This window comes from Pseudomonas sp. RU47 (assembly GCF_004011755.1).
Taxonomy (GTDB): domain Bacteria; phylum Pseudomonadota; class Gammaproteobacteria; order Pseudomonadales; family Pseudomonadaceae; genus Aquipseudomonas.
This window is the reverse complement of record NZ_CP022411.1, coordinates 1,320,078-1,332,477: the sequence shown is the minus strand read 5'-3', so window position 1 is coordinate 1,332,477 and position 12,400 is coordinate 1,320,078. Positions and strand designations below refer to the sequence as shown.

13 protein-coding genes are annotated in these 12,400 nt (G+C 57.3%); 2 read left to right on the top strand and 11 right to left on the bottom strand.

The window, feature by feature from the left end:
• Positions 1-228: 228 nt before the first annotated feature.
• From CCX46_RS05925 to CCX46_RS05900, 5 genes are all read right to left on the bottom strand, one after another.
• Positions 229-963 carry an XRE family transcriptional regulator gene (locus CCX46_RS05925; RefSeq protein ID WP_127926028.1) on the bottom strand — a complete coding sequence of 245 codons (735 nt, stop codon included), beginning with the start codon at positions 961-963 and terminating at the stop codon, positions 229-231.
• Positions 964-1,027: 64 nt separating this feature from the next.
• Positions 1,028-1,273 (bottom strand): hypothetical protein, encoded by a 246-nt coding sequence (locus tag CCX46_RS05920; protein ID WP_158013173.1) that lies wholly within the window; start codon positions 1,271-1,273, stop codon positions 1,028-1,030.
• Positions 1,266-1,646 carry a DUF1090 domain-containing protein gene (locus tag CCX46_RS05915; protein WP_127926027.1) on the bottom strand — a complete coding sequence of 127 codons (381 nt, stop codon included), beginning with the start codon at positions 1,644-1,646 and terminating at the stop codon, positions 1,266-1,268. Before CCX46_RS05915 ends, CCX46_RS05920 begins: the two co-directional genes overlap by 8 nt.
• Before the next feature lie 560 nt (positions 1,647-2,206).
• Positions 2,207-2,695 (bottom strand): hypothetical protein, encoded by a 489-nt coding sequence (locus tag CCX46_RS05905; RefSeq protein ID WP_127926025.1) that lies wholly within the window; start codon positions 2,693-2,695, stop codon positions 2,207-2,209.
• On the bottom strand, positions 2,662-3,411 hold the full coding sequence (locus CCX46_RS05900) for a winged helix-turn-helix domain-containing protein (protein ID WP_127926024.1): 750 nt from the start codon (positions 3,409-3,411) through the stop codon (positions 2,662-2,664). Before CCX46_RS05900 ends, CCX46_RS05905 begins: the two co-directional genes overlap by 34 nt.
• A gap of 252 nt (positions 3,412-3,663) precedes the next feature.
• Between CCX46_RS05900 and mutS the strand changes: the two genes are divergently transcribed.
• Both mutS and fdxA read left to right on the top strand, forming a co-directional pair.
• The gene (gene mutS, locus CCX46_RS05895) at positions 3,664-6,234 is read left to right on the top strand and encodes a DNA mismatch repair protein MutS (RefSeq protein WP_177413893.1); all 2,571 of its coding nucleotides are present in this window, start codon (positions 3,664-3,666) and stop codon (positions 6,232-6,234) included.
• A gap of 163 nt (positions 6,235-6,397) precedes the next feature.
• Positions 6,398-6,721 carry a ferredoxin FdxA gene (gene fdxA, locus CCX46_RS05890; RefSeq protein ID WP_007908827.1) on the top strand — a complete coding sequence of 108 codons (324 nt, stop codon included), beginning with the start codon at positions 6,398-6,400 and terminating at the stop codon, positions 6,719-6,721.
• Positions 6,722-7,231: 510 nt separating this feature from the next.
• On the opposite strand, the gene rpoS is transcribed toward fdxA, so the two are convergent.
• The 6 genes from rpoS to ispF all read right to left on the bottom strand — a co-directional run bounded on the left by rpoS (position 7,232) and on the right by ispF (position 12,370).
• On the bottom strand, positions 7,232-8,239 hold the full coding sequence (gene rpoS, locus CCX46_RS05885) for an RNA polymerase sigma factor RpoS (protein WP_007908828.1): 1,008 nt from the start codon (positions 8,237-8,239) through the stop codon (positions 7,232-7,234).
• A 106-nt stretch (positions 8,240-8,345) separates the two neighbouring features.
• The gene (locus CCX46_RS05880; RefSeq protein WP_016985074.1) at positions 8,346-9,215 is read right to left on the bottom strand and encodes a peptidoglycan DD-metalloendopeptidase family protein; all 870 of its coding nucleotides are present in this window, start codon (positions 9,213-9,215) and stop codon (positions 8,346-8,348) included.
• A gap of 212 nt (positions 9,216-9,427) precedes the next feature.
• Positions 9,428-10,063: a protein-L-isoaspartate(D-aspartate) O-methyltransferase gene (locus CCX46_RS05875; protein WP_172828219.1), complete on the bottom strand. Its 636-nt coding sequence runs from the start codon at positions 10,061-10,063 to the stop codon at positions 9,428-9,430.
• A 41-nt stretch (positions 10,064-10,104) separates the two neighbouring features.
• Positions 10,105-10,854, bottom strand: coding sequence for a 5'/3'-nucleotidase SurE (surE, locus tag CCX46_RS05870; protein WP_007908831.1), 750 nt, complete (start codon positions 10,852-10,854; stop codon positions 10,105-10,107).
• Entirely contained in the window at positions 10,842-11,900 is a 1,059-nt protein-coding gene (gene truD / locus CCX46_RS05865) for a tRNA pseudouridine(13) synthase TruD (protein WP_127926022.1), read from the bottom strand. The genes surE and truD overlap by 13 nt, the downstream gene beginning before the upstream one ends.
• A complete protein-coding gene (gene ispF / locus CCX46_RS05860) occupies positions 11,897-12,370 on the bottom strand; it encodes a 2-C-methyl-D-erythritol 2,4-cyclodiphosphate synthase (RefSeq protein WP_034149878.1) in 474 nt (157 codons plus the stop codon). Before ispF ends, truD begins: the two co-directional genes overlap by 4 nt.
• Between the last annotated feature and the right edge of the window lie 30 nt (positions 12,371-12,400).

Genomic DNA, 12,400 nt, shown 5'->3' with positions numbered 1-12,400 from the left:
CATCGCTGCCTGTTCTTGTGGAACTAAAGAGCTTTCTTGCCAGCCGCTTTGTCGAGCGGCTTGGCGGCAAGAATATGCATGTATGCATATACAGTCAATGCGTAAATGCATTTATTTATGCGCAAGAAATGCTGAAATGCATGAAAGCCCCGCAACTCAAGGGCTTGACGGTTTCATTCAGGCGAAAAAAAACCCGCCAAGGGACGGGTTTTTCTGGAGAGGGTCGGGTTAGCGGGCGTACATGCCCCACCAGAAGACATGACCGAGGATGACAATCTGCTCTTCCTGGATTTCCTGGAAGCTGTAGTCCTCGTCCGGATGTTCATCGCGATTGAAGCTGCGCAGACGAATGCCGGTAGGCAAGCGGTAAAGCTGCTTCACGCGCAATTGGCCGTTGTGATTGATCGCGTACAGGTCGCCATCAATGATGTCACCGATGCCGCACTTGCCCGCATTCACACCGACGGTGGCGCCATCACGCAACACCGGCAACATGCTGTTGCCACGTACGGTCACGCATTTGGCCTGGTCGAACTGCACACCGTTATGACGCAGGCTGCGCTTGCCGAAGCGCAGGCTAGAGCGCTCGCTCTCTTCGATGACGAATCTTCCTGATCCAGCAGCCAATTCAACCTCGCGAAGGAACGGCACCGATACTTCGTCATCATCGACAGGCGTATCGTCGTCCCACAGCATTATGTCCTTGAGTTCCGCGTGTACGGCATCGCGCGCGGCACCGGCCGACGGGGCGACATCTGCGCGCCCGCGCAATTGATCGGTGCTCACGGCGAAGTACTCGGCGATCTTCGAAATGTGTTTATCCGAGGGATCGACGATCTTCCCGCTGAGAATCCGCGAGAGAGTGGATTGAGGCACGCCGGTGCGACGGTGGAGCTCCGTGGGGGAGATCCCGTGCTGGTCGAGCAGTGCTCTTAAGACGGAGGCTACGTTGCGTTTTTGCATAACGCGCATAGTGCTTGAAGTTACACGCGAAGACAAATGCTGATTTGCATAACTTATGCATAAATCAGTATTTGGTTCGACGTGCCGCCGCATTCGCTCGCTTGAGCCGATCGTTTCGGGCTTTTTTGTCGTAGTCGTCTTTGGCGCCGAGGATTCCACCAGCAGCGTGTACCCAATCGGTGGCGGTGCAACCGGAGAGCAAAATGGCAGAGGTAAAAAGTGAAGCAAAGACAAGTGCGTTTTTCATCATCGAATTTCCGGTGGTCACTGATACAGAGGTTGGTTCACAGCCGAACTGGCGCTTACTCATTCACAAGCCGTTGCAGTTTTACCTGGGCCCGTTCGAGCCTGGCTTCTTGCTTCTTGATGACTTTCACATCACCGTACTGACGCGCCGCTTTCAGATGGTTTTGTCTGCGCCGAATTTCAGCTTCGGCTTTCTGGATGGCTTTTTCGTGGTCATCCTCTACCGAAGGTTCGCGACAGTAACGCTCGACATTGGCCAGCGCCTGCTCCAGGCCGGCCTTGCGATAAACATTATCCGCTGCGTTGGCGCGCTCTATTTGTCGGACAAGTTCAGCACGGCGCGGCGCGCAACTTTGACGCGCGTCGGCGAATGAACGATCAATGATTAAAACGCAACTGACGGCCAGAGACAGACTGCAAAACAGACTTGGCCTCATGAGACATACCCCAAGTAACTATTCTCACCCGAACGGTTGCAGAAATAGCTGACGCGACTCCAGGCATCACGGCATCTCAATATTCTCTGTAGGCCGAACAAGGCTGCCGACACCATATCGCGACAGAGCGCCTTACATATTGGAAAGTGTTTGACCAGCCACGCCACGGGTACGTAAACATGATCAAAACACAGCAACACCGGCGTGCGATCAGATAATGTGGAAATACTCACGTCTTTTTCTTTTCCAGCAATCGCTGCTGCAACGAATACAGTGCCCTCTTTATTAATAGCAATGGATCGTTTCCATGCCGGAGCCTGAACCCCATGATGATTACGCACGCAAAACCAGAGCATTTATAAAGCCCCCTCAATATCCTAAACGTCGTCGAATGCTTGCAGGCAATAACAACAGCCGCACTGCGCTGACTCTCCGTTACAGTCGCAGAGGCTATTGGCCTGACTCGAATCACATTAACAACGCAGGACCATCACGGCCTTACTGGCATCTTACTCAGTCTTACTTAGTCGCTCCGGGGCCTTGCGCCAGCGGATTTTTCGCTAACGCGGGACGTGGCAGACGCCGTTGATCAGGTTATTGATGTTGTAGTACTCGGCATCAGAGAAGTAATTAAACGTCACCATTCCGCCTTGAAAGCCTCTTTCCATGAACGGCAGTTCATCTTCTGCAGTATCGGCGTCAAACTTTACAACCGATCGCGTCTTGAACAAGAACCTGGAAGTGTCAAGATGAGTGAGGGCAATGTTGAACTTTCGATCATAGGTATAGACTTTGCCCTCTGGTGTTTTCACCAGGTAATAAACATAAAGGGCGCCTTCTTTCGGGTCGATCGTCATATCACCGACGCCATGCCAGCGAACTTTGTGATCATGGGTATGCACAAAATCGATGGAAGCAAAACACGGTGCACGCGGAATGTCGCGATTGATCAAATAGAAATACCGAACAACCAATACACCGAAAATCAACACCGAAGAGATAGCCGAGAGTGCGATTATTTTTTTCCAACGAGCTGATAATTCACGCATATGGCCTCCCCCTTACTTTCAGGTTTTACGCACTTGATCAACAACTGGGAGAGCGGCTTTCGCACATAGAAGTTCGTATCGGACAACACAATGGGCGGTTCGAATTCGCTGAGCGCTTTTACAATTTCGTCCTTGGACATCCTTTCACTTTCTTCCACATATAACCTCGCATCGCCTTCCTGCCAGACGAGTTTCCACTCTTCCAGATCGGCGGGCTTCTTAAAGATCAAGTAAGCGTAAAACAGTGGAAGTGCAATTGCCGATGCGACGACTACGGGCAGAAGAAAGCGCCAGTAGCGGCGCGACGACTTCGTAACGGTAATGCAAGCCTGCTCATCACGGGCTACTGGCGCAGGCGGGGATTCAGTCTCGGCGACAGTAGCGCTGACCAGCCTGATTTCACACAACAGCACCACGCCTCGGCGCGGCAAGGTCTTGAGACTGTCCCGTGGCAAACCGACGTCAGCGAGGTGCGCGCGAAGCAAGTGCAGGGTCTTGTAGTAACTGCTGTCGGAAATCACCAGCCCGCGCTCACCCCAGACCCGCGAGATGAGCTGTTCCTTATCGGTAACTCCGGCGATCAATGCCAAAAACAGATCACTTTCATTGCTGCCCAGACAGACTGATCGCTGCGCCCGAGTGAGGGACATTTTTTCTGCATCGTAGTAGCCATCGCTCGGTGTCGATCCTGAGCCAATGCCTTCAGACTGTTCCACGCTGCTTCCTCAACTGACCTTCAACCCACGAACTCCGATCATTCGATAGCTTTTCGGCACTATAGGACACAATGCCAACCCGAGCGGCGGCGGGTTGCTGCATCCACCTCAAAAAAACTTCATACTCAGCCCCACTGAATCAACCCTCGGGCCGCATCGCTGGCAAACACTCGCCATTTCGTAGATGCGAACGACCCCGTTTTTTGTCTTGTCACTTTTTCCGGTATAGCTAAACCCCTGATGAATAAAGCCATTTCAGACCTGTCCTCCCACACCCCGATGATGCAGCAGTACTGGCGCCTGAAGAATCAGCACCCGGATCAGCTGATGTTCTACCGCATGGGCGACTTCTACGAGATCTTCTACGAAGACGCGAAGAAGGCGGCCAAGTTGCTCGACATCACCCTGACCGCGCGTGGGCAGTCGGCGGGGCAGGCGATTCCGATGTGTGGCATTCCTTACCATGCGGCGGAAGGCTATCTGGCAAAACTGGTCAAGCTTGGCGAGTCGGTGGTGATCTGCGAACAGGTCGGCGACCCGGCGACCAGCAAAGGCCCGGTGGAGCGTCAGGTCGTACGGATCCTCACGCCGGGCACGGTCAGTGATGAGGCGCTGCTCGATGAGCGCCGCGACAACCTGATCGCTGCGCTGCTGGGTGACGAGCGTCTGTTCGGTCTGGCCGTGCTGGACATCACCAGCGGCAGTTTCAGCGTGTCGGAAATCAAAGGCTGGGAAAATCTGCTGGCGGAACTGGAGCGGATCAACCCGGTGGAATTGCTGATCCCGGACGATTGGCCGAGGGATCTTCCTGCGGAAAAACGCCGTGGCGTCAGTCGCCGTGCGCCGTGGGATTTCGAGCGCGACTCAGCACTGAAAAGCCTTTGCCAGCAATTCTCCACCCAAGACCTGAAGGGCTTTGGCTGCGAGAACCTGACCCTGGCCATCGGCGCCGCCGGTTGCCTGTTGGCCTACGCCAAGGAAACCCAGCGCACCGCCCTGCCCCACTTGCGCAGTTTGCGTCACGAACGACTCGACGACACGGTGGTACTCGACGGCGCGAGCCGCCGCAATCTTGAACTTGACACCAACCTGGCCGGTGGCCGCGACAACACCCTGCAATCGGTGGTCGATCGCTGCCAGACCGCAATGGGCAGCCGTTTGCTGACTCGCTGGCTGAATCGCCCGTTGCGCGATCTGACCGTGCTGCTGGCGCGACAGACCTCGATCACTTGCCTGCTCGATCGCTACCGTTTCGAAAAGCTGCAACCGCAGCTCAAGGAAATCGGCGACATCGAGCGCATTCTCGCGCGGATCGGCCTGCGCAATGCCCGTCCTCGTGACCTCGCACGGCTGCGTGACGCCCTTGGCGCCCTGCCTGAACTGCAAGTGGCGATGACCGATCTGGAAGCGCCGCACCTGCAAGGTCTGGCGACCACCACCAGCACTTACCCGGAACTGGCGGCACTGCTGGAAAAAGCCATTATCGATAACCCGCCAGCGGTGATCCGCGACGGTGGCGTGTTGAAAACCGGCTATGACAGCGAACTCGACGAGCTGCAATCGCTGAGCGAAAACGCCGGCCAGTTCCTCATCGATCTCGAAGCCCGCGAGAAAGCCCGCACTGGCCTGAGCCACTTGAAAGTCGGCTACAACCGCATTCATGGCTACTTCATCGAGTTGCCGAGCAAACAGGCCGAGTCGGCGCCGGCGGACTACATCCGTCGGCAAACCCTCAAAGGCGCCGAGCGTTTCATCACGCCTGAGCTGAAAGAATTCGAAGACAAGGCGCTGTCGGCCAAGAGCCGTGCCCTCGCCCGCGAGAAAATGCTCTACGAGGCACTGCTGGAAGACCTCATCAGCCAGTTGCCACCGCTGCAGGACACCGCCGGCGCGCTGGCCGAACTCGACGTGTTGAGCAACCTCGCCGAGCGTGCGCTGAACCTCGACCTGAACTGCCCGCGCTTTGTCAGTGAGCCGTGCATGCGTATAACCCAGGGTCGTCACCCGGTGGTTGAGCAAGTGCTGACCACGCCGTTCGTGGCCAACGACCTGAGCCTGGACGACAACACGCGCATGCTGGTGATCACCGGCCCGAACATGGGCGGTAAATCCACCTACATGCGTCAAACCGCGTTGATCGTGCTGCTGGCGCATATCGGCAGCTTCGTACCGGCGGCCAGTTGCGAACTGTCGCTGGTCGACCGTATCTTCACCCGAATCGGCTCCAGCGATGACCTGGCCGGTGGCCGTTCGACCTTCATGGTCGAGATGAGCGAAACCGCCAACATCCTGCACAACGCCACCGAGCGCAGTCTGGTGCTGATGGACGAAGTCGGTCGCGGCACCAGCACCTTCGACGGTCTGTCGCTGGCATGGGCCGCGGCCGAGCGTCTGGCCCATCTGCGTGCCTATACTCTGTTCGCCACGCACTACTTTGAATTGACCGTATTGCCAGAAGCCGAGCCACTAGTGGCCAACGTGCATCTCAATGCTACAGAGCACAATGAACGCATCGTGTTCCTGCACCACGTACTACCGGGGCCGGCCAGCCAGAGTTACGGTCTGGCGGTGGCGCAACTGGCCGGTGTTCCCAGCGAAGTAATCGTGCGTGCACGCGAACACCTGAGCCGACTGGAAGACACTGCGTTGCCCCACGAGGCGCCGAAGCCGTCTGCCAAGGGCAAACCAGCAACACCGCAGCAGAGCGACATGTTCGCCAGCCTGCCGCATCCGGTACTGGATGAGCTGGCCAAGCTGGATATCGATGACATGACCCCGCGTCGTGCACTCGAAATGCTCTATGCACTGAAGAACCGGATATAAGTACTGAAGAAGCGGATATAACGCAAACGGCTTCAAGCTGTTAGAATCTCGCGCGGTTTGGGATGCTGCTGGCTAATAGCCTGGCCAGCAGGTATCGCTCCCGAACCTGGCGACCCCAACCGTGAAGGGGCAACGCTGCCGCCGCCTGAGGAGAAAATTAGAAATGACCTTCGTCGTCACCGACAACTGCATCAAGTGCAAGTACACCGACTGCGTAGAAGTCTGTCCGGTGGACTGCTTTTACGAAGGCCCGAACTTCCTGGTGATTCACCCGGATGAGTGCATCGATTGCGCCCTGTGCGAACCGGAATGCCCGGCCGTAGCCATTTTCTCCGAGGACGAAGTTCCGGAAGAGATGCAGGAATTCATTCAACTCAACGTTGAGCTGGCTGAAATCTGGCCGAACATCACCGAGAAGAAAGAATCGCTGCCGGATGCCGAAGAGTGGGATGGCGTCAAAGGCAAGATCAAAGACCTCGAACGCTGATCTGTCACGCGCTCGAATAAAAGGCCCCTTGCGGGCCTTTTTGCTTTTCTGCAGGCAAAAAAAGGGGCGGTATGACCCGCCCACATTTTTTCCCTATTCCCTGTATTCCTTTTCATCGTCCTGATGAATCGCGTCCTGCGATGTCCGTTCCCCTCATCCTTGAAGGGCGTGTCTGTCCGTCGACACACCCCAGATACTAGAGAGTTCCCTGACAAGAGCAATCGGCCCTCGGAGCGGAAAAGCGCTGTAATAAGCACTTCACATTAAAAAATATATATACAAATCAACAAGTTAAACAGAATTATTTAGAGCAATCGACGTCTGCCGCGGTGTAAAGATAGTGAACACTTACGAAAGAGTAAGCCAAGGCTTACACCGCGAGACTACAAACGATGGAATAGCCAACCGTACGTCTGGCAATGAGCAGGGTGGACATGGATTGCCAACAAATCCAGGCCAACAAAAAACCCCGAACCAGTCGGGGCTTTTGCGGGCGGGCGTTTGAGGCGCTTACTGGAACAGCGACTCGCTCGACAGGCCATTCTTCTCCAGGATTTCCCGAAGGCGCTTGAGGCCTTCCACCTGAATCTGCCGCACCCGTTCCCGGGTCAGGCCGATCTCCAGGCCTACATCTTCCAGCGTACTGCTCTCGTGACCGCGCAGGCCGAAGCGGCGTACAACCACTTCGCGCTGCTTGTCGGTCAGCTCAGACAGCCATTGATCGATGCTCTGCGACAGGTCGTCATCCTGCAGCAGTTCACAAGGATCAGTCGGACGATCATCGGTGAGGGTGTCCAGCAGGGTTTTATCCGAATCCGGACCCAGCGAGACGTCGACCGAAGAAACCCGCTCGTTCAGACCAAGCATGCGCTTGACCTCGCCCACCGGTTTTTCCAGCAGGTTGGCGATCTCTTCGGGTGAAGGTTCGTGGTCGAGCTTTTGCGTCAGCTCCCGTGCAGCCCGCAGGTACACGTTGAGTTCCTTGACCACATGAATCGGCAACCGGATGGTCCGGGTCTGATTCATGATCGCGCGCTCGATGGTTTGACGAATCCACCAGGTCGCGTAGGTCGAGAAGCGGAAGCCGCGCTCGGGATCGAACTTTTCCACCGCCCGGATCAGTCCGAGGTTGCCCTCTTCGATCAGATCCAGCAGCGACAACCCCCGATTGACGTAACGCCGGGCGATTTTGACCACCAGCCGCAGGTTACTTTCAATCATGCGCTTGCGCCCGGCCGGATCGCCACTTTGCGACAAGCGCGCAAAATGAACTTCTTCCTCCGGGGAGAGCAATGGGGAAAAGCCGATTTCGTTGAGATACAACTGCGTGGCATCAAGTGCCCGCGTGTAATCGATGTACTTATGTTGTTTAAGTGAAGCGGAGTGTTTGGATTTGGAACGAACGGAAGGTGGAGCAGCCCCTTCATCATTCGACATCGAATCCGAATCGATGCCGGTCTCCATAAGGAGAACCTCATCGTCGATGTCAAACTCCGGCACTTCTTTACTGAGAGCCATTGTTATAGTCCTTTGGTGAGTTCGACCCCAAGCTCAAGCGACGCCTTTATCCTTGGCAGCGCTGGAGCCTGTCCCCTCTACGCGACGGAACAGGCTGGCTTACAAATCAACGTCTTGGCAGGAACTGCAGTGGATCTACAGGTTTACCTTGGCGGCGAATCTCAAAATGCAGTTTCACCCGGTCTGTACCCGTTGACCCCATTTCGGCAATTGTCTGTCCGACCTTGACCTGCTGTCCCTCCCGAACCAACAGCCTGCGGTTATGTCCGTAGGCACTGACGTAGGTTTCGCTGTGTTTGATGATGACTAATTCGCCGTAGCCCCTTAAGCCACTCCCGGCGTATACCACCGTCCCATCAGACGCAGCTAAAACAGGCTGTCCCAAATCTCCGGCGATATCAATTCCTTTATTCAAACTACCGTTTGAAGAGAATTTTCCAATCAGAATGCCATTAGATGGCCATCCCCAGCCGGTCGGGGCCGGGCCCGCTGGAGGCAGTGGCGCGGGGGCCGGTTTGCTGGCGACGGACGGTACAGCCCCCGTAGAACCGGTGGTTGTGGTGGTTGTCGTGCCATTTGCCTGGCGCCGGATTACCGTGGTTTTACTCGACGAAGAAGGCGAAGAACTGCTGTTGCTCACCACCGCCGTCGGCGTTGAACCGGTGCGGCCATCAAAGCGAATTGTCTGACCCGGATGGATCGTATACGGCGTAGGAATATTGTTCCGGGCCGCGAGGGCTTTGTAGTCCCAACCGTAGCGAAACGCGATCGAAAACATCGTATCGCCCGGACGGACTACATACTGTCCGGTCGTCACGGTAGGACGCTGGGCCACCGCATTGTTGCGATCGACCACCCGGACATTGCTCGATTTGGTGCTGGAGCAACCGACCAGCAAGGTGCTCAAGACAAGGCCAGTCACCAGGCGCTGAAAGCTCGTGTTACCCATACGCTGCGCAATGACTGTGAGACTCACCCGCCGCTCCCTTTGTGGTGGCTGAAAAATGTGAAATGCCGGATTCCGGCATGAGGTGTCGCCAGTATAACGGGCCGGATCGGCTTTACCTTTAATGAAGCGAAATCGCTTCGCGCACACGTTTGCAAGTTGACAATCTGCTGCGTTTAAACCATCGCTGCCGGAGTAAGACACAGGCGAACGAAAGGAATTCAGCGCACGCAAACAAATGCTCAGGCCAGTGGCCCATTAAGCAACGGCACGAAACGAACGGCGCCCAGAACATGCCGGGAAAAGCCGTTTTCCTCACGCACGATCAGCATCAATTGCTGCACTTCTCCCGAGCCCACCGGGATCACCATGCGCCCGCCCGGAGCCAGTTGATCGAGCAAGGCTTGCGGTACATCGGTGGCCACGGCCGTGACGATAATGCCGTTATACGGTGCCAGCGCCGGCCAGCCTTCCCAGCCATCGCCCCAGCGGAACACCACGTTGCGCAGGTTCAGTTCAACCAGACGTTCCTTGGCCCGGTCCTGCAGGACCTTGATGCGCTCGACCGAGAACACTCGCTCGACCAGTTGCGACAACACAGCGGTCTGGTAACCGGAACCAGTGCCAATCTCCAGCACCTTATCCAGCGGCCCCGCCTCCAGCAGCAGCTCGCTCATGCGCGCCACCATATAAGGCTGGGAAATCGTCTGGTTATTGCCGATCGGCAGCGCCGTATCCTCGTAAGCGCGATGTGCCAGCGCCTCGTCGACGAACAGGTGGCGCGGCGTACGCCGAATCACTTCCAGCACCTTGGCGTTGGACACGCCCTCCTCATACAAGCGCTGGATCAGCCGCTCGCGGGTACGCTGGGAGGTCATGCCGATACCGCTGCGCAGTCGGTCTTCGTGTTCACGGGCCATCAGCGCAGTCCCTCCAGCCAGCCGTCGAGGCTTCTGAACGCATCGTTGAAGGTGCGATCGAGCTGCAACGGAGTGATGGAAACATAGCCCTGCATCACCGCATGAAAATCAGTCCCCGGGCCGCCATCTTCGGCATCGCCGGCAGCGGCAATCCAGTAACCGGCCTTGCCACGCGGGTCGACCACTTTCATCGGCGCCGCCGCCCGGGCGCGATGGCCGAGACGGGTCAGCTGGATGCCACGAATGTGATCGATGGGCAGATTGGGAATGTTCACGTTGAGTACCGTGCGCGGCGGCAGATCGAGCCCGGCATGGGCCTCGACCAGTTTGCGCGCAAAGTACGCCGCCGTCGGCAGATTATCCACCTGCCGCGAGACCAGCGAAAAGGCAAACGAGGGACGCTCGAGGAAGCGCCCTTCGAGCGCTGCCGCGACGGTGCCGGAATACAACACGTCATCACCCAGGTTGGCACCGAGGTTGATCCCGGAGACCACCATGTCCGCCTCGCGCTCCAGCAAGCCATTGAGGCCCAGGTGCACGCAGTCGGTCGGTGTGCCGTTGAGGCTGATAAAGCCGTTGGCCAGGTATTGCGGGTGCAGCGGACGGTCGAGCGTCAGCGAACTGCTGGCGCCGCTTTTGTCCTGCTCCGGGGCGATAACCACGCACTCGGTGTAATCCGCCAGCGCAGCATAAAGCGCGGCGAGACCGGGTGCGGTTACCCCATCGTCGTTAGAAATCAGAATACGCATGGGCTGTCCGTCTGCCCCACCGGCACCAGATCAACGAGCTCGCGCACCAATACGGTGGCGAAGCATCCGGCCGGGAGGACGAATTCCAGTTGCAGAATGTCAGGCTGGGGATAATGCCACGTCAACCCGCCAATGGGCAGCCGCAGGATGCGACGTTCGTGGCTCATGCCGGCGTTGATCAACCAATCGCGCAGATCCGCTTCACCAGCGGCAATCCCCTGCTCCAGATCATGGACAGCCCCTGCGGTCGGCGAGTCACCTTCGCCCCACTGCGGGCCGGTCGGATGCAGATCAAGAATAGCCAGACGCGGATCGCTGCACTCAGCTTCACCGGCAGGGAAAAAACTGCGACTGTCAGTGAAGGCCAGCAGATCGCCGACTTGGGCTTTTTGCCAGGTGCCATCGGCAACACGCGCCGCCAGCACCTTGTTGAACAGAAAACTGCGCGCGGTCGAGAGCAGCCGCGAACGCACATTGCGTTGCTCCGGCAAGGCCTTGCGTGCCGCCCACGAACGCGCATCGACGACGTTACCGCCGTCATGGCCGAAACGCTGGGCACCGAAATAATTGGGAATACCTTGTTTAGCGATCAGTTGCAGGCGCTGCTCGATCGCGTCTTTGTCGCCAGCGAACTGAGTCAGGCGCAAAGTGAAACCGTTGGCCGAATGCGCGCCACGTTGCAGCTTGCGCTTGTGGCGGGTGGTCTTGAGGATCTTCAGCGTATCGTTTTCCGCCGCTGTCAGATCCGGATCGGCCTTGCCCGGCAATTGCACGCTGAACCACTGGCGGGTCAGCGCCTGACGATCCTTGAGACCGGCATAGCTGACGGTACGCAACGGCACGCCGGCAGCCTTGGCAATACGCCGTGCGGCTTCCTCAGTGTTGAGGCCACGCTTTTCAACCCAGATCCACAGGTGTTCGCCATCGCCGCTGAACGGGATGTCGAGCACTTCATCGACCTGAAAATCTTCAGCGATGGCTTTCAGTACAGCGGTGCCGAGGGGTTCGCCATAGGCCCGCGGGCCGAGCAATTGCAGTTCATTCATGCGCGCAGCAACAAGGCAACGGAGTGCACGGCGATGCCTTCTTCGCGACCGACAAAGCCAAGCTTTTCGGTGGTGGTAGCTTTCACGTTCACTTGATCCAACTCAACTTGTAGATCCGCCGCGATCAACGCGCGCATCGATTCGATATGCGGGGCCATTTTCGGCGCCTGGGCAACGATGGTGTTATCGACGTTGCCGACTTTCCAGCCTTTGGCATGGATCAGCGCGACCACATGACGCAGCAGCGCACGGCTGTCGGCGCCCTTGAATTGCGGGTCGGTGTCCGGGAAATGCTTGCCGATATCACCCAGCGCAGCGGCGCCGAGCAAGGCATCGCTCAAGGCGTGCAGCAGGACGTCACCGTCGGAATGAGCGAGCAGCCCGAAGCTGTGTGCAATGCGCACGCCGCCCAGAGTAATGAAATCGCCTTCAGCGAAACGGTGCACATCATAGCCGTGGCCAATACGCATAAAAAAAACGCCCCGATTTTTGTCAGGGCG